Here is a 21403-nt window from a genome sequence, read left to right as displayed (position 1 = left end):
TTTGCTCAGCTTTGAAAGTTGTCGTGTGCCATTGTGGGTCGCCTAAGCTGCACCGCGTTTGACGAACATGTCGTAGATTTCGGGTACATTGCCTTCGCCCATCCCTGCATCAAGCGCCGTTTGAAGATTTGCGGAAGTGCCTTCAGCGATTTCGGAGCGCGTTCCAATGTCAGTAATCATCTGAACGAAGTAGGCGATGTCCTTGTTGGCATTGCTGATCGAAAACCCAAGATCACTTACGCCATCGACGGCGTAATTCTTGCAAAATTGCATAAATGGAGAATTGGACGGGCCCGCAGACATGATCTCAAAAAGCTGCTGGCCATCGATGCCCGCTTGTTTTGCAACTGCAAATGCCTGGCTCATGGTACACGCTGTTGTCATACCCATGAAATTGTTGATCAGCTTGGTCGTATGTCCCGCGCCGAGCGCACCGAGATGGAACACGTTCTCGCCCTGCACATCGAGCACAGGTTTGACCTTTTCAAACGTTTCGATATCGCCCGCTGCCATGATGTTCAGCAAACCGTCCTTAGCGTGCAAAGGTGAACGCCCCAACGGCGCGTCGAGCATCCCAGCCCCTTTTGTCGCAAGGTCCGCGCCAATTTTCTTTGTTGACGCTGGAATGGACGTGCCGAAATCTATGACCACCGCGCCTTCTTTGATCCCGGCGAGAATACCATTCTCGCCGTAGATCAGGCTTTCGACCACGTCGGATGTTGTCACGCAGAGCATGACGATATCACTGGCCGCGGCGAGTTCCCTAGGGGTGCTCACCTCGACCGCTCCGCGCGCAACGGTTTGGGCAACCGCCGTTTTGTTGCGGCCCATGACCACAAGATCAAAACCATTTTTTTGGAGGCATTCAACCATCTTGCTGCCCATTTGGCCTAGGCCAATGAAACCGATTTTTGGATTCGACATATGCGCCTCCTAAGCGTTTGGGTTTTTCATTTTGGAAAAGACATCGGCCCCAGCTTGGGCGACGTCATGATCTTGCGCAGGCGAGCCTGAGCTAACACCAATGCCGCCGACGACATCAGAACCAGCAAGCACAGGAAGACCGCCGGCAACGGTCACCATACGTCCGCCTAAGGCCGAGGAGATGCCATGCGCTGGCATTCCCGGTTGACTGACTGCACCCAAGGCTTGCGTGCTCTTTTTGATGCCGCATGCGGTATAAGCCTTGTCGATCGCCAGATTGACGCTGGTAATCTTGGCGCCATCCATTCGCTCAAATGCGATGAGTATACCACTCTCATCGGTAACAGCGATGCACATAGGCACCCCGATATCTTCGGCTTTGAGCCTAGCGACCGCGATCAGCCGTCGCGCCTCTTCAATGTCCAATCGTTTGATATTCAGCATAGCGGCATCCTTTGGGCTTTATGGGCCGATTAGGAGAGTGGGAAGTGTGAGCGAGATGGCAGGAACGAAGGTGATCAGCATCAGCGCTGCGAAGATCGCAAGGTAGAAAGGCCAGATCGTTCTAATGGCTTTTTCCATCGGCAACTGGCCAACCGCACAGCCTACAAACAGGCAGGTCCCGACCGGAGGCGTGCAAAGCCCCAGACCAAGGTTCACCAGAAGGATCATGCCAAATTGCAGCGGATCAATCCCCAGCATATTCATCACCGGTAAGAAGATCGGCGTGCAGATGAGGATCAAAGCTGCCATATCCATAATCATGCCAAGCAGCAAAAGAACGGCATTGATCATCAGCAAAATCAGGATCGGGTTCTCGGTTATACCCAAAAGGAACTCGACCGTTTTGGTTGGTACGCGGTTGTAGGTCAGCATGTACGCGAAGGCCCCGGCACAGGCGATCAGGATCATGACCATCGACGTTGTGCGCACTGAGGAAATTACAGCCGTCTTAAAGGCATCCCATGACAGGCTGCGGTAGACGATCAGCGTGACAACAAAGGCATACATAGCCCCGAATGCACCGGACTCTGTTACAGTAAAGATGCCTGATAGGACACCTCCGACGATAATGACGGCAGTCAGCAAGCCGGGGATGGAGCCAATAAACGCGTACGCCAGCGCCGTCCATCCTGGAAACCGTTCAGCCTGATAGCCGCGCTTTACTGCGACCACATATGCGGCAATTGCCAAGCAACAGCACATCAGGATGCCGGGGACCACGCCCGCCAAGAACAGCTTGGAAATTGACACCACACCACCCGTTGCAAGAGCAAAGATGATCATATTGTGACTGGGTGGAATGATGATCCCGGCGATAGAAGACGTCACTGTCACATTCACCGCATAGTCAGCATCGTATCCCTTGTCTTTCATAACGGGGATGAGAATTGAGCCCAGCGCGGAGATGTCCGCGATCGCCGAACCTGAAATCCCGCCAAAAAGCATGGAGGAAAACACGTTTACAATGCCAAGCCCGCCGCGCACGGCACCCACAGCAGCTTGCGCGAACCTGACCAATCTAACGGCTATCCCGCCATGAAACATCAGCTCTCCAGCGAAAATGAAAAACGGGATCGCCATAAGCGAAAAAACGTTGATTCCTGCGACTATTCGTTGAAAGCCGACGAACAAGGGCAAGCCTTCATACCAAAACGCAGCCAAGGCAGAAATCCCGAGTGCGTAGGCGACCGGAGTGCCGATGATGACGGAAAGGGCAAAGACCCCGAGAAGAACTGCAAGTCCCATGATTAACCCTGATCTATACTGTCTTGACGCGCATCCTCGCCCAGAAACAGGCGGATCAGATGACCGATGGAAAACAGAAGGACCAATGCTCCGCTAATTGTCATAGGCAGGGATCTCAGGCCCTCGGGCCATTGAATAAGCGGGATCAACGTGCCCCATTTGAATTCGGTCAATTCAAGCCCATACCAGAACATCATCGCGCCAAATCCGGCTAGCAGCATATCTGTGATGCAGACAAAGACTGTTCGTACTTTCGGCGACATCATGCCCCGAAAAAGAACAACAGAGAGGTGGGTATGGTTGTGCACTCCGGCTGCTGCGCCGAGGAAGGCAATAACCATGACAAGTAAAAGTGATACCTGTTCAACCCAGGTGGGCGTGTCATTGAGGACGTACCGGCCAAAGACCAGCCACGCGAAGATGGCGGTCATAGTCACGATGGCGACGCCGGCCAACACGGTACAAAGGCGGGCGAGCAGGTCGAGGAAGAAATCCATCCTCCGTAGAAACTCTGATGTCTTGCCTGAAACTTGCATGCCGCCCCCTTTTTTTGGTTTTACGAGTCCGGCTTCTTTGAAGGAAACCGGACGCGCTTAACTGTATTCGCTTTGGCAAATCACTCAGTGGCCTGAGCCATCTCGACCAACGCTTTCATATCTGGGTTGGCAGCTAGGTAGTCGGCATAGACTACGTCCATCGCGGACTGGAAGGGACCCTTGTCTGCGATTTCGTTGACTGTGATGCCAGCCGCTTCAACGTCAGAGCGCGCTTGCTCAGATCCAACAGCCCACAGTTCGCGCTGATACAGAGCCGCTTCTTGTGCCGCACTACGTACAGCTTCTTGTAGTTCGGGGCTAAGCGCGTTGAACTTGGCTGTATTCACACAGATGCACTCGGGGATGATCAAATGCTCAGACAGCGAATAGTGCGACGTCACTTCGTAATGGCCGACGTTTTTGAACGACGGGAAGTTGTTCTCCGCCCCATCAACAACGCCTGTTTTCAGTGCCTGTTGTACTTCCGAAAAAGCCATTGGAGACGGATTTCCACCCATAGCCGAAATCATCGAAGTGTAGAGATCGTTGTTCATAACTCGGATCTTCAGGCCTTCCACATCGGCTGGAGAGTTGATTGGTTTCTGGCTGTAGAATGACCTGGCTCCAGCATCAAAATATGCAAGGGGAAGAACTCCAGCCTCACCCATCGCTTCGGCAACGACCGCACCAGCTTCACCTTCCATCACGCGGAACATGTGCGGCACACTTTTGAAGATGAATGGAAGCGATACAAGGTTTGCCTCTTTGACCATCGGACCAATCGGGCCAAGGTTGAAGTTGCCAACCTCGATGGCTCCAATTCGCACTTGCTCCAGCGCATCGGGCTGCGAGCCAAGAACGCCGCCGTGGAAAACATCTACCGTGACTTCACCATCTGTGGCTGTGTCAACAAGCTCAGCAAATTTGTCCATCGCCGCCGTATTGGGGTGGCCGTCATTGTGAATGTTCCAAGCGCGCCAGCTTTCAGCCGATGCTGAAGAGGCGATCAGTGCAACGGTTACTGCTGCAAAAAGCGATTTCGTAGAAGTCATGGGTCTCCTCCCGTTTTTTCTGAGCAGCAACAGGCCAAAAGGTGTCGTCTGGAGGATGAAAGTCGCAAAACTTCCTGCTTCCTCCCAGAGCCGGAATCACTGCTGCACTCATAAGGACACTAGTATCCAAGTTGTGTCAACAACTCGTTTGAAACATGTGACGGCCTTGACTTCAATGGTTACAGGCTCTTTGATATTAACCGAAAAAGCCTTGCTGAAATACGTACGAAGTATGGCTTTTTGATATATAAAACAGTGCCTTAACCACCCATCAGATCGTGGTGGCAGGATTATGAATCAGAGGATGAAAGAAAAAATCGTGGACGGAATTAGAACCCGAACAACCACTGATGCCGTCTACGAAACACTGCACGATCAGATCGTTTCGCTCGAAATTCTTCCCGGTACAAAATTGTCCGAGACGGAAGTCGCACGTCGATTCGGCGTATCTCGCCAACCTGTTCGCAACGCCTTCACCAGGCTTGGAAATGAGGATTTGCTACTTATCCGACCTCAAAAAGCAACCGAGGTGCGCGGCTTTTCAATGGATCGCCTAGAGCTTGCTCGTTTGGTGCGAAGGGCCGTCGAACTTGAAATAGTTTACATGGCGGTTGAGACTTGGGATTCAGATCGGGATGCGAAGCTAAGCGAAAACTTAGCCCTTCAGGAGAATGCTCTGACGCAAGGGGATCTATCTGCCTTTCACGCGCTCGATTACGATTTTCACAAACTAATCTACGTCCTTGGCGGCAACCCGTTAGCGTTCGAAGTTATGCTGGAATGCAAACAAAAAGTAGATCGTCTCTGTATGCTTGGTCTTGAGAAAGATCGCGAGGCGAATTCCATTTTGGAAGACCACTATGAGATCGCAAATGGGCTTGCCTCGCGGGATCTGTCAAAAGCGCAAAACGCAGTCAGAAAACACTTATCCCGCCTCGACGACACTATCGCGTTTATTCATGAACGCCATCCCGAGTACTTTGAATAAGTTCGGAAACTCGTACCGCTAACTTCATTCAATATCCGGCGCCGACAAAGTGCCTATCGTGCCGGCCGGATGCTCGTTATTCTTAGCGTTTTTTTTCGTTGTTGGGGATCAGGGAATTTGCAGCATAAATCTCCGAAAATATACAGATCTGGGTGCCGTCAGACGAATTCGAACCAGTTTCAGTGTGCCTAGGAAACAGCGAACCTATCTGGAACAAAGTTGACGCCACAAGCTAAGAGTGGCGGAGCGGGTCAGCTTGAAGGTGTCTCGGCTGGCTAGCGATCTTTCCTGGTTGAATTGGTTGCACAAGGAGGAATGGACAGAGGCGAATTTCTGTAGACTTCGCATGCGCCTGAAACGCTGCATCGCGCGTCCGCGTCGTCGGAAAAGAAGGTGCGAGTTCTCGACGCGGTTGTTGAACCACCTGCCCGTCTGCTGTTTTTCGGTAGCGCCTAGTTCTCTGAGAGCAGCCCGACACGACGCGAAGCGATCCGTTACGATCTCTTCTGAACAGCCATGGCTGTTTCATCAATTTCTTGAAGAATTTCAATACCGCCTGCTTGTTTCGGCGTTTGGTCACAACGGCTTGCAGCACCTTGCCTTCATGGCCAACAGCCCGCGAAAGATAATGCCGCTTGCCATTCACCTTCAAGAAAACCTCATCCGGGTGCCACTTCCATTTCGAGAATGCGCGCAGTTTTTGCACCCGCTTCCGTCTGATCTCAGCAGCAAACTTCGGGTCAAACCTGTTCCACCAATTTCGGACAGTTTCGAGCTCACATCGATGCCTCGCTCATGCAGCAGATCTTCGACATTCCGAAGCGAGAGCGGGAAACGGATGTACAGCATCACAGCAAGGCGAATGATTTCGGGACTATTTTAAAGTATTTGAAAAAGGCAGATCTGGTCATCGGAAAAAGCTACTCAACCACCTTGCCCCGCTCGAGCAATGTTTTTCTGACAAGACCGTTGGACAAACCGCAGTTGGACAAACCTAAGACCCGAACTAATCTACCGCCTTTTTTCGAATGAGCGATCAGGTTCTCCTACCAGACAGTTCAGTACCCACGGGTAGCTTGTCGTGACATAGTATCCGTACTGGCCATCCACAGTCATGCCATTGCACTTATCTAGATCGCCAGCCCCAGTGAACTCGTAGTCGTTTATATATGTGCCGTCCGGAGTACCGCCCGGCCCGTTAGGCGGCGCAGGCCGAGGCGTAGTTTTGAGTTGGTAGCCGGAAATCGCAGGTCTTATCGCACCATTGCTGTCTTTGAATATCGTCCCGTAGATCGGAAAGCCGTCAGCTGCAAAACCAATAACTGGAGACGGCTTATCAAGGTCGTGATCCAAAAACAGTGCATTTGGATTGGAATGGTAGTGATACCTGCCATCGGGCTGGGCATGGGCATTGTGCAGATCTACACCAAAATACTGATCGTAGGACGGCGGATCAAGCAGCCATGGATCAGTGTCTCGACACCCCGCCAATACATTGCCGTTCTTGTCTGCTCGCGGGCCGCTCGGGCGATAACACCCAGCCGAAAGCAAATCGACCGGCACGCCATTCAACAAAATGGCATCATAACTCCGTTGCGACAGCGCGGTTTGGTTGCTGGCCTTCTCCGGATTTCTGGGAATCCGAAAAGTGCCAGGCAATTCGCGTACATTGTTAGCGAAGTTGGCTGTAGGCCCATTGAAATCATGGTTAGGAATGCCATTGGTCTTGAGGGTACAGTGCTGGCTTTCTGCCGAGATTTCGATTTCGGAGTTAAACCGTTGTTGGCGCGTGACGTCTTCCACCGAAGCGGAGTACACTCCTGCATAATCCGCGCAGTCTCCGGACCGGTTGCTGAACAAAAGATTGGTGATGTCTTGGGTTACGTTTTGCGCATGAGCCTGCAGGGCCATAAATCCTGTCAGAAGCGCACTGATTATCAATACTTTCAATCGCATTGCTCAATCTCCTTGGGCTTTCGGAAATTCCAAAAAATGTTAATGATGAGAGTTGTTTTTGGTCATCCTACCTTCAGAAGGCGACGCGGTCTCCTCCCTTTAAGTCTAGGATTTCCCTTGCTTCATCTGGGGTCGCGACCTGAGTGCCCAGATCTTCTACAATACGTCGAATTTTAGCGACTTGCTGAGCGTTGCTTTCGGCCAACTTTCCACGTGAGATGAACAAGCTGTCTTCTAGGCCAACGCGAAGATTGCCGCCCATCTGACTTGCAGTGGTAGCAAGCGACATCTGCGCACCGCCGGCTCCGAGAACGGACCAGCGGTAGTCATCACCAAACAGGCGATCTGCTGTGCGTTTCATGAAGATCAGGTTGTCAACCTCAGGCCCGATACCACCGAGGATTCCAAAGATGAACTGAATGAAAATAGGTGCTTTGAACAACCCGATATCCACGCAGAATTTCAGGTTATACAAGTGGCCGACATCGTAGCATTCGTGTTCGAACTTGATGTCATGCGGCGCGAGCGTTTCTGCCGCCTCGCGAATATCCCGGAATGTGTTGCGAAAGATATTCTGATCGGAGTTCGCGACATAATCTTTCTCCCAATCAAATTTCCAATCATCATCGCCATACCGGTTGGCCAATGGGTGAAACGAGAAGTTCATCGAACCCATATTCATCGAGCACATCTCGGGGCTGAAAGTCTTGGCCGGATTGATCCGGTCCTGAATGGACAATGTCAGCGATCCGCCGGTCGATAAGTTCACAACAGCGTCCGTTGCCTGTTTTATACGGGGCAGGAATGGCGCGAAGTCGTCCGGATCGACCGATGGCGACCCGTTCTCAGGGTTGCGGGCATGGAGGTGTAGGATCGACGCTCCGGCCTCGGCGGCCTCGATCGCCTGCCGTGCGATGTCGTCGTAAGTGTACGGGAGCGCATCCGACATGGTTGGTGTGTGGATCGCTCCTGTTACAGCACATGTAATGATGGTCTTTTTCTGACGGGCCATAGGTTCAGTTTTCCTTGGATTGTCCGGTGTGCTTTACGCGATAGCCCAGCGGGAAAAGTTGCAGATCATAGCGGCTACGGATCACGCCCCAAATGCCTTTTGGCGCCTTGAGCATGACGACAATTGCGACCACGCCGAGAACGATCAGGTAAGTTGTTCCTAGGTCGGCCAGCGTTTCGCGCAGCGCAAAGAAGACGAGTGTGCCGATGATCGGTCCTTCGATGGTACCGATGCCGCCGATCACTACGATGAAGATGACGAAGGCAGTCCAATCATTGACGCTGAACGCCGCATCCGGCGATATGCGCAGCTTTTGCAAGAAGATCAGCGCGCCGATCATCGCCGTGAATGCCGACGTGACGACGTACACTATGAACTTCGTTCGCCAGATATCGATGCCAAGGCTACCGGCGGCCAGTTCGTTGTCCCGAATTGCCGTCAATGCCAAACCTTGGCGCGAACGCAGGAAGAGATACACGGCGGTCACAACCAGCACGGCGGCCCCGAGTGCCAGCCAATAGCTCAGCGCCTCACGCATCGCGCGCCCGGATGCCAGTGATTTCACGATGGCAACGGGCAGCGAAGATCCTGACCCTCCGCCAAGCGCTGAGATTTGCGCGAAGCTCAGTCGAAAGACCTCTGCGATGACCCAGGTGCCAATGGCAAAATATGCGCCCCGAAGCCTGAAGATCAGAACAGCAACCGGGATCGAGATCAAAGCCCCTAGCGCTCCCGCTGCTGCAATAGCAACCAAGGGGTTCAGCCCACCCAGCATCGTAAGTGCGAAGAGCATATAGCCGCCGAAGCCCACATAGGCTTGCTGCCCAACCGAGACGAGGCCGGCGTAGCCCGCCATGAGGTTCCAAAGGGTGGCAAGGGATAGGTAGAGAAACAGCTCCCCCATCAAGCGCATGTCGGCGCGGCCTGCCCACCAGGGCGCTGCAATCAGAACAAGCAAACCGATTGCGGCCACGATCGTTGCAACGCGCGCTGCTTTTGATGACCGAGATACACTGTAGTCCTGCAAGTTCATCCGGAAACCCTCGGGAAGAGGCCGTTCGGACGAACGGCAAGAATAACAAGGAAGGCAATATGGCCGGCTAGTACTTGCCAGCCCGGATCAATCTTAGCTCCGATGGTTTGCGCGACGCCAAGAATAACGCCGCCAATGAGAGTGCCCCAAAGGTTGCCAAGCCCGCCGATAATGACAGCCTCAAAGCCAAAGATCAGGCGGCCCCCGCCAATCGAGGGATCAAAGCTTGTCCGAATGCCAAGCAGAATACCGGCGATTGCCGTCACGCCGAGGGCCAGCGCCATGGCCAAGCCAAAGATGTGTCGGCGATTGAGGCCCATGAGCTGGGCAATGTCTTGATTGTCGGACACCGCTCGAAATGCGCGACCAATAGCAGTGTGATAAAAGGTCCATTGGAGCCCCCAGATCACGGCGATTGCAATCCCGAAAGTCAGCAGCGGCAAGATCCCGAGGGTCACACCGCCTACCGCAACGCTGGCTGTTTCCAGAGCACCAGCATTCAGTGTTTGCGGGTCGGCTGTGTAGACCTCCAGCAACCCGTTCTGGATGATTACACTCAGCCCGAAGGTCACAAGCAGCGGTGGAAGGATATCGTCGCCCAGGGTTTGGTTCAGTAGGCCGCGTTGAAGGGCATACCCAATCAGAGCCATAGCGGGAACGACAATCACTAATGCGGCCATCGGGTGCATCCCGGTCGCGGTCGTCACGGTCAGCCCAAGATATGCAGCCAACACAATTAGATCGCCATGGGCAATATTGACTAGCCGCATAACCCCAAAGATCAACGAAAGACCTGCGGCAAACAACGCGTATAGCCCGCCCAGCAAAGTTCCCTGCACGATAGCGTTAAGCCATTCCATATTATTCGATCCCGAAATACGCGCGCGAAATGTCTTCGCGCGAAACGGTGTCAGACGCGCTTTCCAGCGAAACGCGCCCCTCCTGCAGGCAGTAGAGCCGGCTAGAGACCGACAGTGCCTTGGTGATGTCTTGTTCGACGATGATCGCACTCATGCCCTCACCGATGATGCCGGGCAGAGCGTCGTAGATATCTTTAATGATGATCGGCGCCAGCCCAAGGCTGATTTCGTCGAACAGGATGAGATCTGGATTGGACATCAGGGCACGCCCTATGGCGACCATCTGCTGTTGGCCGCCCGACAGCGATGTAGAGGCCTGATCTTTGCGCTCCTCAAGGATCGGAAACAGATCATAAACAGCTTTCAGATCCCAAGGGCCTGAGCGACCAACTTGAGCCCCGATCATCAGGTTTTCCTTGACTGACAACGATGGGAACAACTGGCGACCTTCTGGAACCATGGCGAGGCCAAGTACTGCAACTTGGTCTGCGCGAAGGCGGCTGATATCCTGACCACGGTAGTGAATCTGATCCCGCCCGTTCGTCAGCAACCCGGTGATTGACCGCATCAGGGTCGTCTTGCCTGCGCCGTTCGCACCAATGATGGCCAGAACTTCTCCCTCGCCGACGTCCAATTCGACATCATAGAGCGCTTGGAAATCGCCGTAGTAGGAGTTCAAACCGCGTGTCTGAAGAATTGAGTCAGGCATCGGCTTCGATCCCCAGATAGATTTCCTTTACTTCAGCGCTTTCCATAATTGCCTGTGGCTCGCCTTCCGCGATTTTTTTGCCAAAGTCGATGACGATCAGACGATCCACGACGGCCAGCAGCGCATGCACAACATGTTCGATCCAGATGATGGTGACGCCAGCGGCGTGGATGTCCTTGATGGTTTGGACCAGTGACTTGCACTCAGCTTCGGTCAAACCACCTGCAATCTCATCCAGCAACAGCAGTTTGGGCTTGGCGCAAAGCGCACGTGTTAGTTCCAGGCGTTTGCGCTCCAGCAAAGTCAGGCTACCAGCAAGAACGTTTGCCTTGGGCAGCAGTTCCGTTTGGTCCAGAACCTCCAGACAAAAGTTTTCGGCCTGGTGTCCGTGCATGCCAGCTGATTGCGTGGCGGCGATCATCGCGTTTTCGAAAACAGTCATGCCCAAAAACGGCTGCGGGACCTGAAAAGAACGCGCGATGCCTGCATGGCTGCGCTTTGCCGCGCTCCATTTGGTGACGTTTTGCCCACTGAATTCTATCACCCCGGAATTGGATTTGAGCGTCCCAGTGATCAGATTGAACATCGAGGTTTTGCCAGCGCCGTTGGGGCCTATTACCCCGAGAGCCTCGCCTTTGTGGACCTCATAGCTCATGGCATCGGCGACAGTTACCGCGCCAAATGCCTTGCTCAGGTCTTGGAGTCTCAAGATTGTCGTCATGCTTCTCTCGGATGGAGGGTTCGGCACCAAGATCGGCGCCGAATGTCTGGTCAGCCCAGCAGTTTCATATCGGCCGTGATCGGAACTTCGGGCGCGGTGCTGTTCGCAACAATCTGCAGCTCATAGGCGTCTCCGGACTTCTGCCACTGGCCTCCGACCAGCGGAGTTTTGGTGACGTTGTTCATCGGCCCATCACCCCAGTTCACCGGCCCGACAATTGTGTTCAGGTTGGTTGAGGTGATTGCCGAAATGATCGAAGACGGGTCTTCCAGATCATCCGCCCGTTTGATGACATCAGCGACGACCTCGAACAGAGCGTGTTTAAAGCCAAGGGGTTGAGTCCAGGGGCGACCGGACTCTGCGGTATAACCTTCGGCTAGGTCTTTCGAGGAAATGCCGGTGAGTGAGGACGAGAACGGATGATGCGGGGACCACCAGACCTCGGTCGACAACCCGTCACCGCGGTCTCCCAGCGATTCAATGACGGATGGGAACAGAAGCGCCTTGCCAATGGTCACGACCTTTGGGTTGAACCCTTGCTGGGCGGCCTGGCTCCAGAACGTAGCGAAATCAGGTGGGATCATGTTACCCGTGACGATTTCGCAGTCGGCAGCCTTGAACGCTGCGATCTGGTTTGAGAAGTCGTCGGACAAAGGCTGATAGCGACCGGGATCGGTCAACGTGTAGCCAGCTGCGGCGAGCGGTTTAGGCAGGCCCAGTTCCGCATCGCCCCAAGCATTACCGTCGGCATCGTTGGGGAATAGACCGCCGACGGTTTTTGTGACACCCGTTTTATCCCACATATCAAGGAACGCCGCGATCACGTCTTCCAAACCCCAGAAGAAGTGATAGGTCGTTTCAAAACCCTCACCCGGAACACCATTGCGGCCAAAGAAATAGGGCTGCCAAGGGCAATCAGTCGTGATGCAGGGAACTTCGTTGATCTCTGCCTGATCCGCAACAGGGTTCACCGTGTCCGGCGTTGAAGCCGCTACGATGATATCGACCTCATCGCCCAAGATCAGGTCAGCGGCGACCTCGGCTGCGCGGTTGGGGTTGGACTGGCTGTCTTTTGAGATGATCTCGACGTTCCAAGTCTTTCCGTTATTGTCCAACCCGGCCGAAAAGACCTGCTGAATGGCTTGAAGCACATATTCATCAGCCTCGGCGAAACCAGCCAGTGGACCGGTACGCGGGCTGACATTGCCAATCCTTAGCGTCGGGTTTGCCGCATAAGCACGCGTTGCCCGGAGGATGGCCGGAGCAGCGATTGCCGCCGTAGCCCCGGCAATAAAACCGCGCCTTGTGGCCGTCTTAAAAGTCTTTGTCATTGCGTCCTCCCTTCACCGGCCTCCCGCCAGTGTTTGATTGATCTTACAAAGTCTTCTCGAGATTTTTCAGATGTTTCGCGACACGTTGGCGAATCTGATCTGCTTCGCCCTCGGCCCATTTCCTGAAACCTTCGCCTGATTTCATGCCCAGCTTGCCCGCATCGACAAGCGACTTGAGGTAGGATGAAGGGCCTTTATGCGCCTCAAGATCGTGTAGTACGTTTTCGTGGATATCGAGTGTTAGGTCAGTACCAACCAGATCTGCGTTTTCCAACGGGCCAAGGACTGCCAATCGCCGCCCAAAGCTGGACTTGATCACGGTATCAACGGCTTCCGCATCGCAAATACCGTTTTCCACCAGACTGACCGCTTCGCGCCACAGCGCATGCTGAAGGCGATTGCCGATAAAACCGGGCACGTCCTTCTCGACCATCACCGGAGTTTTTCCTGCGTCCTTCAGCAGATCGAACATGGTTTGCGCGATCTTGGGATCTGTCCATTCCGTCTTGATAACTTCAACTAGCGGGATCATATGCGGCGGGTTCCACCAATGCGTCCCCAACGCGCGTCTTTTCAGCCGCAATCCAGACATGATCTGAGTGATGGGCATGACCGACGTATTTGAAGCGAGGATGCAGGTCTCTGGTGCGTGCGCCTCGATCTCAGCAAAAATCGCTTGCTTGAGCTCCAGCTTTTCCGGTGCCGCTTCGAACACAGCGTCGGCGTTTCGAACCGAACCTTCCGTCGTCGCAAAAATCTCAATCATCTTGAGGGTTTTCGTGATTGTGACCTCGTCATCCCCCATCGCAGCCATGCTGGCACGAATGCGGTCAGGCACGGTAGCGCGCGCCTCTTCAACGGGATCTGTGATGGCCACATATTGACCTGCTTTTGCTAAGGTCAGGGCGATACCGTGCCCCATAAGACCCGCGCCGATTACCGCTATCTGCTGCTTTTTGCGCGCCATTCTTTAACCCGCCGTGTATCCGCCGTCGGCATGAAGGATATGCCCGGTGTAAAAATCAGATGCCCGCGACGCGAGAAACAAAAGAGGACCCGCAAGGTCTTCAGGCTCACCAAGTCGTCCTTTGGGAACACGGGTCAGGAAACCGTCACGCACTGCCTTCGCTTCGTCGGTGTCTTCGAACATCCAAGCCGTCAAAGGCGAACGGAATACCGTTGGCGCGATCGCGTTGACGGTGATCCCTGTTGGACCTAGCTCACATCCTAAGGCTTTGGTTATCCCATTCACAGCAGCCTTTGACGCGCAATACGCCGTGTAGCCAGCTGGGTGACCCAGGATGCTGCGCGCGGAACTGACGAAAATGATCTTGCCGTATTCGCTTTGCTTCATGTGCGCCGCCGCCGCGCGTGCCAACAGCCAGCTTTGGTTCACATTGGCGTCCATCACTGCGTCGAAGGTCTCTGGCGCCATTTCGTTGATCGGCGCAACTTTGTTCATACCGGACGCGACAACGAGAATATCGAGCCTACCAAAATTATTGACTGCTTCTTCTACCAGCGCACTGCAGGATGCCTCGTCGGACGGGCGCGTATTCACCGCAACGACGATCGCACCAAGCGACTTGCACTCTTTGGCGATCTCGTTGAGCGCGTCCTGATTGCCCGCAGCCAGAACCAGATTGCACCCAGCTCCGGCCAAGACGCGCGCTGCGACCGTGCCAAACGCGCCGGATGCTCCGGTGATCAGTGCGACGTTGTCTTTTACGTCAAACATCTTGAGTGGATCAGACATTCTTTTCGTCCTCAGCTTTCTGGCGGATACGGAATGACCACCAGCATTTTGCAGGTGTGGTTGGCGCGGTTTTCAATTTTGCGCACTTCGCCCGGTACGATCGTGCAACTATCCATCGGCCCAAGAATGGTTTCTGTGCCGTCAACGATGACGGTCATCTCACCCTCCAAGACGACGTAGACTTTCTCAAAAGGTGTGGAGTCCGGCCCAGCACCACCACCCGGTAGGAACTGGCTGAAGCCAATCCACTGATTTGTCGGCCCGCCTTCCTCAAACCCTTGCAAGCGAAGCCCATGACACCCAAAATGGTTCGGTGCTTCGTAGGGTTGGGCGTCTTGAAAGCGCTTCAGATGCATGTCCGTCTCCGCTCAAGGTTATTGGCGGCCGCCGGCGAACCGGCGACCGGTCCGTGAGTGTTCAGAATTCTTCGCCAGCTTCGATGCGGTAGGACTGGTTCTTGTCGATCATCGCAACCAGTCGGATGATGCAGCCGTCGCCTCGGTCCCAATTCCATGGGAAGAAGGCGAATGTGCAGCGCTTGCCTGTCACCGCATCCAGATCCCCACCGACATTTTCAATACCGAGAATACCTTTGGAGAACAGCATGTTGTGCACTGGTTCCCACTCGGGGAAATCAACCTCCCACGGTGTCCCCCCTGACCATTCAAGATATTCTTTTTCAAGGTGTGGCAAAATTGGACCGTTACGCTGCGGGCCAATGGCCGTTGCCAGAGGGTGATCGTTTGCCTGGGTGTCGTGGCCAACGACTTTCACACCTTTTTCGATCATCCACTCGGCAGCGGAAGGAACAAGCCCCGGGCAATAAGCAAAGTAGTCACCGTCTTCGTACTGCTTATGCCAACCAGTGTTGATGATCAGAACGTCGCCCGTGCGGATTGCGTGCCCGCAAGCCTTCTCCAGATCATCTCCTGTGATTTGCTCCCACTTCTTCTTGGGAACCGAGACGACCAATCCCGAACCGAAGAAATGCGGCAGCGGAACTTCGTCGATGAACGGCGTTCCCTGAACGACATGCGCTGGAGCATCGATGTGCGTTGTCACATGCATCGTTGTGGTAATCGTCTGAGACAACACGCCGGACTTGGCCATATAGTGCTTTCGGTCGATTTGGACGTCTTTGAAATAGGGCCAGTTCGGGCACTGGAACCCGTATCTGTGGCTAAGGTTGTAAAACTCGAGCCCCATGTCATTGTCGGTGTTTGACTGAAACTCAATGCCGCGGATTTCGACCATTGGGCATATCTCCTTTGTTCGCCGGCAACGCGGCGGTGTTCGCTTTTCAGTTGTCTGGGTGGCCTCCCCACCTGTCCCGTATGATGATGCACGCGCACCGCATTACGGTCAACTTAAAACTCACTATACGGTTGACTTGCACCGCATTGTGATACAACACTAAAAAATCGCCAGGCATCCAAAGCTACGATGCCAAGACAGAATGGGGTAGGTTAAATGTCTGAAAAACCGGATAAAGGTGGCATTCAGGTCATTTCCAGAGCAGCCTCTATTTTGCGTGTTCTAAAAGAAAACCAATCCGGAATGAGCTTGGGGAAAATCGCCGAGCGTGTTGACCTGCCCCGCTCTACGGTACAGAGAATCACAAGTGCACTTGCTGAAGAAAAACTTGTCATAGCAGATGCAAATGGAGGTGGCTTGAGGCTCGGCCCCGAACTAAGCGCTCTCGCGGGTGCCGCGCAGTACAGCATCGTCGAACACTGCCGGCTGCTTTTGACAGAACTGACCCAAAAGACCGGGGAAACCACAGACCTCGCCGTCATGCGCGGAATCGGCATGGTTTTCTTAGATCAGGTCCCAGGTGTCTATCGGTTGACGACCGTTTCGCAAGTGGGCGAGGTTTTTCCACTGACCACCACTGCAAATGGGAAAGCTTGTCTCGCTCAACTCGATGAAGAAGATGCGACAAAGCTCATTCAAAACGAATGGGAACGGAATGGTATACAAAGGAATTTGGATGAGTTCCTTTCCGAACTGAATACGGTCCGCGAACAGGGCCTTGCCTATGATTTGGACGAGCATTCCGCCGGCGTGTCGGCGATCGGGTTTTCTTTCGTCGACTGGGTCGGAGACCTGCACGCGATCTCAATTCCAGTGCCAACGACGCGATTTGCGCGACAAAAAGAAAGCATCGAAAGAGCTCTGCTGGAAACATCCTCAAGTATTCATCAAACCTTCCATTGAATACATGAAAACGACTGTGGCTCGATTTAGGCTCGGGACGGGTCAAGCTTTTGTGGCTGTAATAGACGCGAAGGTGCTGTCAGATGAATTCGAACCAGTCTTTGTTTGCCGCGTAAATTGCGTACCTATTCGGAACAAAGTTGACGCCACTCGGCAAGAGCGGCGGTGCGTGTTAGCTTGAATGTATCTCTGCGGGTCAGCGATTTTTCCTGTTTGAAGTGGTTGTATACTGAGGAATGGACGGCGGCAAACTTCTGCAAACTTCGCATCTGTTTGAAACGTTGCATCGCGCGTCCGAGTCGTCGGAAAGGAAGGTGTGAATTCTCGACTCCGTTGTTGAGCCACCTACCCGTCCTTTGTTTTTTGGTAGCGCAAAGCTCTCTGAGAGCGGCCTTGTACGATGCGAGGCGATCCGTGACGACGGTTTTCGCTTTACCGTGTCATTTCATCTACTTCTTGAGGAATTTCAGTACTGCAGCATTGTTTCGGCGTTTGGTAACAACGGCTTCCAATACATCGCCTTCGTGATAAACAGCCCGCGAGAGGTAGTGTCTCTTGCCACTCAACTTCACGAAAAGCTAGTCCACGTACCACTTCCATTTGGAGAATGCGCTCAGCTGCTGAACACGCTTTCTTCGGAATTCAGCAGCAAACACTGGGCCAAACCTATTTCACCAATACCGAACAGTTTCGTGACTCACATCGATGCCTCGCTCGTGCAACAAGTCTTCGACATTCCGAAGCGAGAGCGGGAAACGGATGTACAGCATCACCGCAAGGCGGATGATCTCGGGACTGGTTTTGAAGTACTTGAAAGAGGCAGGTTTGGTCATTCCCAGACGCTAGGCAACACCCCCACCCCGCTCAAGCAAAGCCCTTCTGACAAGAACCTAAATCTCGTTATAGCCGAGCCTCGAAAGGGCACTGGCGACCGCGGGTTCTGTCGGATTCAGACTTCCTTCGCGTGCCCATTTTTTGATGCATATTTCCGTTTCTCTGGGCTTAACAAATTCACTCTCTTTAGCCAAAATTACTAAGGCGGCCTCACGAGGTGTAAGTCCCATCGCCTCACAGACTCCCATTGCGTAGAGTTGGTCATCTCTTTCACTTACAACCGAAGATACCTTCATGGCCGAGAGCGCCATGTCTACACCGATTTCATAAACCATTGTTACTAAAATACCCTTTTAACCCAGTGACATGAAGTACAATGGACTTGGTGCTCGAAGCTTTGGTAACGATTACGCGAACATTATTTATTCTTAATCAGTAGGCACTTTGCGATGGAACAACTATTGGCTCGTTTCGTCTGCGGTTCTCGAAACAGCGTTTTGCGATGCATTCAATAACTTTCCTTGCCGCATTGGAAACAAACACGTTTGCATTTACACGCTGAGATCTTGCAACAACACTTCCTTGTAGTACTTCGCGTCCACTCGTTTTCACTCGAGTAAAAGATCGTCGCAATCGGCAAAGTACCAACCCTCTGAATAGTTCTGTGCCATCTTGGTTGCACTGCGCCTAATCCGGGTCGCTTGGCGCTGCTGCCGCTTTCCCGTAACTATGTCGAAACGCTGCCAGAGAGTGCGCGAGCAGAGCGTGAACGCCATGCCAAGACAGAGGGACAGGCCACTCTGTTGATCTGGCAAGCTCTGTTATCAGGCACAAGCAGGTACAATCCCTTAACGCACCGCCCCCTGTGGAGCCACGGCTACATCGGCCACTTTAGTGTGCCGCACATCCATCAATATGCAACGGGCGAAGGCCTAACCGCGAGCCAGGTTTGGGGAGTTGACGGGTTCAATCCCGCGTTCGTCGGCCCCCCTACTAATAGCAACCAAGTGGAACATTTGGGCATTAGCGCATTGCTACAGGGCGTGGCGCATGTGCCGGGCGCAGTCTTAGCCGCCACTGAAGCATTCGAAGTCTTCGTCGATCACGATGACCCAGCCGCTGCCCGAGCGGATAGGGCATTGAACGACGTCGTGAGAACAGTACTACTCCCCCGCATGGAGGAAGATCCGAACGCGCTGGTCTCTGCATTGACTAAAGCACTCCAATAGCGTTGCCACTTTGTCAGGCCAACTTTGATGCCGTTATCCGCATTATCGAGATAGTCTGTTTCTTTATCCTGGGCGGCAGTCCGGAAGCGGACAGTCGAAATAGGTGCAGAAATCTGCCGGTTTGGGCTCAGTATTGCCGTTCTCTGCGGTTTGCATGGTTGGCGGGTCGCAGCCCCAAGCGGACATTTTATGAGCTACTGCACTTCGCAGTCAGGCACAGCTTCAAGGCTGATGCCTTATCTAGACTTAACAATCGCTCTTTTTGGAAATGTGTGTTCGGTTAGCGCATCTGGCCTAGAAGCAATTTTGCGTTTAGCGTGGTGCCCACTGTGGGAGTTCAGTCTTTGGAAAGACGTCTAGCAGCGATACTTGCCGCCGATGTGGTTGGCTATAGCCGTCTTATTCGAAATGACGAAGCCGGCACGCTTGCAAGGGTCAAATCCCATCGCGAGCAGTTTTTTGAACCAATTGTCGCTTCGCGACATGGGCGCATCGTCAAATTGATGGGCGACGGCTTGCTTCTTGAGTTTGCAAGTGCAGTTGAGGCCGTTCGGTGTGCGTTGGACATGCAACACTATGTAAGCGTCGCTAATGCGGACCTGCCGCAAGATTCGCAGGTGCGATACCGGATCGGTCTCAATGTTGGCGACATTGTCGTCGATCAGGATGACATTCACGGGGATGGTGTAAATGTCGCCGCACGCATTGAAAGCCTGGCTGTCCCGGATGGCATTTACATGTCGGCTAGCGTTTTCGAACAGGTCCATACCAAGCTCGATCTCACCATCGAAGATTTGGGGATGCGAGAGGTCAAGAATATCTCCGAACCCGTTCACATCTACTGCCTTGCAATGGATAAAAAGGCGAAAGCCATCGTTTCTCCTATCGTGCCACTTACGAACAAGCCTTGGAAAAATCGCCTAACCACGGTTAGTTGCACCGCAATTGTACTGGCGTTAGTAGTCGCGGCATGGCTTCAACCTTGGTCCGTGGTGCAATCCCCGGACACGGATGAACAAGCCGCAGCCCTGTCTGGCAAACCCTCCATCGCGGTCATGGCGTTCGACAATCTCAACAACGACCCAAGCCAAGATTACCTCAGCGACGGACTGAGTGAGAACATCTTGACCGCCTTGTCCCGTTTTTCAGACTTCTTCGTAGTCGCCCGAAATTCGACATTTTCATATAAGGACACTCCGGCAGATATACAGAAAGTGTCAGAAGAATTGGGTGTTCGCTATATTGTTGAGGGGAGCGTTCAAATTGCCGGTGAGCGTTTGCGCGTGACGTCCCAACTCATTGATGCGACGACGGGCCAGAATATCTGGGCAGACAGCTATGACCGAGACCTACAGGACATATTTTCAGTACAGGATGAGATAACGCGAACCATAGCTTCGCTTCTCTCCACGAATATCGATTTGGCAGAGTACAGCCGTCTTAAGCATCAGCCTACTGATAGTCTTGGCGCTTACGAATTGCGCAAACGCGCGCAGGAGGAGTGGTTTACCTTCACAAAAGAAGGAAACATAAGGGCGGAAGAGCTTAGCGCAAAAGCCATTGCTCTCGATCCGAACTATGCCGGGGCGTATGTCGAAAACGCTTGGGCACATATTAACGGGTATCGTTGGGGGTGGACGAACTCTTTAACGCGCGAGGAATCACTGGAGCGCGCGTTTGAGATGGCGCGGAAAGCCATTGAACTGGAACCCTTCAATTTCAAAGGTCATTGGGTCTTAGCCAATGCAACCACTCAAAGCGGTAACCTTGAGCGGGCTGCTTCGCTTTACGACAAAGCAATTGCTCTGAATCCAAATTCGGCATCCGTTCTGGCAGATTCCATCGACCCTCTCGTCTATGGCGGCAAGGCGCCTGAAGCCGTTGAGCGCATGAAACTGGCGATCCGGCTGAACCCACATCACCAAGACTGGTATCTTTGGAATCTGGGTTGGGCTCAGTACTTCACCGAGGAGTATGAAGATGCAAAGGCTTCCGTTGAACAAATGAACGAAATACCCGACGGCTTGAAACGCACCTACGCGCCAATTCTTTTACGCCTTGGTCTTCCCAGTGATGCGCAGACTATTATCGATGAGTTTCTAGCGGCCAATCCCGAATTCACTATCCAAGAGGCGATGAATGCGCCATTCGAGAGTGAGGCGTATCTCAATCGGTGGGTAGAAGATCTGCAAAAATTGGGTGTGCCTGATACCAAAGAATGAACGATTTTTCGAGTTTGCTTTGCGGATGTCGCTACCAGACTCAGACACCCACAACTATCGCGACAAACTTTAATCCTGCGATTTGCGGCTGTGGCTTTGTAGTGTTTTCAGCCCAAAACGGGCCTTGCTCGTCGGGCTTTGCAAACGCCTATTTGCGGACAAACGCCGCCATTCAGCTTCAAAGACTGATCCGTCAGGATAAAGCAGTCTCCAAACGTTCCAACGAATTCTGCGGCCACACCTCATCGAATTTGTAGAATTCCTCGAAGATAGG

General features: G+C 53.3%; 20 protein-coding genes and 2 pseudogenes. 3 read left to right on the top strand and 19 right to left on the bottom strand.

The annotated features are described in order from the left end of the window. Positions 1 to 42 precede the first annotated feature (42 nt). From ACR0KL_RS19220 to ACR0KL_RS19200, 5 genes are all read right to left on the bottom strand, one after another. A complete protein-coding gene (locus ACR0KL_RS19220; RefSeq protein WP_480777399.1) occupies positions 43 to 924 on the bottom strand; it encodes an NAD(P)-dependent oxidoreductase in 882 nt (293 codons plus the stop codon). Between the two features lie 9 nt (positions 925 to 933). After that, positions 934 to 1368, bottom strand: a complete 435-nt coding sequence (locus ACR0KL_RS19215; protein ID WP_170474677.1) for a heme-binding protein — start codon at positions 1366 to 1368, stop codon at positions 934 to 936. Between the two features lie 18 nt (positions 1369 to 1386). Beyond that, entirely contained in the window at positions 1387 to 2673 is a 1287-nt protein-coding gene (locus tag ACR0KL_RS19210) for a TRAP transporter large permease (protein ID WP_170375920.1), read from the bottom strand. Positions 2674 to 2675: 2 nt separating this feature from the next. Then, a complete protein-coding gene (locus ACR0KL_RS19205; protein ID WP_170474681.1) occupies positions 2676 to 3209 on the bottom strand; it encodes a TRAP transporter small permease in 534 nt (177 codons plus the stop codon). An 80-nt stretch (positions 3210 to 3289) separates the two neighbouring features. After that, positions 3290 to 4261 carry a TRAP transporter substrate-binding protein gene (locus tag ACR0KL_RS19200; RefSeq protein ID WP_170376061.1) on the bottom strand — a complete coding sequence of 324 codons (972 nt, stop codon included), beginning with the start codon at positions 4259 to 4261 and terminating at the stop codon, positions 3290 to 3292. Positions 4262 to 4565: 304 nt separating this feature from the next. Between ACR0KL_RS19200 and ACR0KL_RS19195 the strand changes: the two genes are divergently transcribed. Beyond that, positions 4566 to 5249 carry a GntR family transcriptional regulator gene (locus ACR0KL_RS19195; protein ID WP_170642894.1) on the top strand — a complete coding sequence of 228 codons (684 nt, stop codon included), beginning with the start codon at positions 4566 to 4568 and terminating at the stop codon, positions 5247 to 5249. Positions 5250 to 5453: 204 nt separating this feature from the next. On the opposite strand, the pseudogene ACR0KL_RS19190 reads toward ACR0KL_RS19195, so the two are convergent. The 12 genes and pseudogenes from ACR0KL_RS19190 to ACR0KL_RS19135 all read right to left on the bottom strand — a co-directional run bounded on the left by ACR0KL_RS19190 (position 5454) and on the right by ACR0KL_RS19135 (position 15881). Next, a pseudogene (locus tag ACR0KL_RS19190) lies at positions 5454 to 6160 on the bottom strand (IS6 family transposase). 100 nt (positions 6161 to 6260) lie between these two features. Further along, the gene (locus ACR0KL_RS19185) at positions 6261 to 7205 is read right to left on the bottom strand and encodes a YHYH protein (protein WP_170681641.1); all 945 of its coding nucleotides are present in this window, start codon (positions 7203 to 7205) and stop codon (positions 6261 to 6263) included. A 73-nt stretch (positions 7206 to 7278) separates the two neighbouring features. Next, entirely contained in the window at positions 7279 to 8217 is a 939-nt protein-coding gene (gene kce, locus ACR0KL_RS19180; RefSeq protein ID WP_170681643.1) for a 3,5-dioxohexanoate:acetyl-CoA acetone transferase, read from the bottom strand. A 4-nt stretch (positions 8218 to 8221) separates the two neighbouring features. After that, positions 8222 to 9250: a branched-chain amino acid ABC transporter permease gene (locus ACR0KL_RS19175; protein ID WP_480777398.1), complete on the bottom strand. Its 1029-nt coding sequence runs from the start codon at positions 9248 to 9250 to the stop codon at positions 8222 to 8224. Beyond that, a complete protein-coding gene (locus tag ACR0KL_RS19170; RefSeq protein WP_480777397.1) occupies positions 9247 to 10110 on the bottom strand; it encodes a branched-chain amino acid ABC transporter permease in 864 nt (287 codons plus the stop codon). The genes ACR0KL_RS19175 and ACR0KL_RS19170 overlap by 4 nt, the downstream gene beginning before the upstream one ends. Position 10111: 1 nt before the next feature. Further along, positions 10112 to 10819, bottom strand: coding sequence for a branched-chain amino acid ABC transporter ATP-binding protein (locus ACR0KL_RS19165; RefSeq protein WP_170681650.1), 708 nt, complete (start codon positions 10817 to 10819; stop codon positions 10112 to 10114). Beyond that, a complete protein-coding gene (locus tag ACR0KL_RS19160; RefSeq protein WP_480777396.1) occupies positions 10812 to 11540 on the bottom strand; it encodes an ABC transporter ATP-binding protein in 729 nt (242 codons plus the stop codon). The genes ACR0KL_RS19165 and ACR0KL_RS19160 overlap by 8 nt, the downstream gene beginning before the upstream one ends. A gap of 50 nt (positions 11541 to 11590) precedes the next feature. Continuing rightward, positions 11591 to 12871, bottom strand: coding sequence for an ABC transporter substrate-binding protein (locus ACR0KL_RS19155; protein ID WP_170681654.1), 1281 nt, complete (start codon positions 12869 to 12871; stop codon positions 11591 to 11593). Between the two features lie 43 nt (positions 12872 to 12914). Further along, complete coding sequence (locus ACR0KL_RS19150; protein ID WP_170681656.1) at positions 12915 to 13838, bottom strand: 3-hydroxyacyl-CoA dehydrogenase family protein; 924 nt, start codon at positions 13836 to 13838, stop codon at positions 12915 to 12917. 3 nt (positions 13839 to 13841) lie between these two features. Further along, on the bottom strand, positions 13842 to 14627 hold the full coding sequence (locus ACR0KL_RS19145; protein ID WP_170681658.1) for an SDR family oxidoreductase: 786 nt from the start codon (positions 14625 to 14627) through the stop codon (positions 13842 to 13844). An 11-nt stretch (positions 14628 to 14638) separates the two neighbouring features. Then, entirely contained in the window at positions 14639 to 14983 is a 345-nt protein-coding gene (locus tag ACR0KL_RS19140) for a cupin domain-containing protein (protein WP_170681660.1), read from the bottom strand. A 61-nt stretch (positions 14984 to 15044) separates the two neighbouring features. Then, positions 15045 to 15881 (bottom strand): cyclase family protein, encoded by an 837-nt coding sequence (locus tag ACR0KL_RS19135; protein ID WP_425083499.1) that lies wholly within the window; start codon positions 15879 to 15881, stop codon positions 15045 to 15047. 216 nt (positions 15882 to 16097) lie between these two features. On the opposite strand from ACR0KL_RS19135, the gene ACR0KL_RS19130 reads away from it, so the two are divergent. Next, positions 16098 to 16844, top strand: a complete 747-nt coding sequence (locus ACR0KL_RS19130) for an IclR family transcriptional regulator (RefSeq protein WP_170768549.1) — start codon at positions 16098 to 16100, stop codon at positions 16842 to 16844. A gap of 125 nt (positions 16845 to 16969) precedes the next feature. On the opposite strand, the pseudogene ACR0KL_RS19125 reads toward ACR0KL_RS19130, so the two are convergent. Then, positions 16970 to 17677 (bottom strand): annotated as a pseudogene (locus ACR0KL_RS19125) (IS6 family transposase). Between the two features lie 57 nt (positions 17678 to 17734). Next, complete coding sequence (locus ACR0KL_RS19120; protein WP_170474689.1) at positions 17735 to 18013, bottom strand: hypothetical protein; 279 nt, start codon at positions 18011 to 18013, stop codon at positions 17735 to 17737. Between the two features lie 1238 nt (positions 18014 to 19251). Here ACR0KL_RS19120 and ACR0KL_RS19115 point away from each other — a divergent pair. Then, positions 19252 to 21129 (top strand): adenylate/guanylate cyclase domain-containing protein, encoded by a 1878-nt coding sequence (locus tag ACR0KL_RS19115; protein ID WP_170681749.1) that lies wholly within the window; start codon positions 19252 to 19254, stop codon positions 21127 to 21129. Positions 21130 to 21403 lie beyond the last annotated feature (274 nt).

It is taken from the genome of Ruegeria sp. C8 (genome assembly GCF_056537565.1).
The sequence above is the reverse complement of the archived record's forward strand: the minus strand, read 5'-3'. Positions and strand labels throughout refer to the sequence as shown.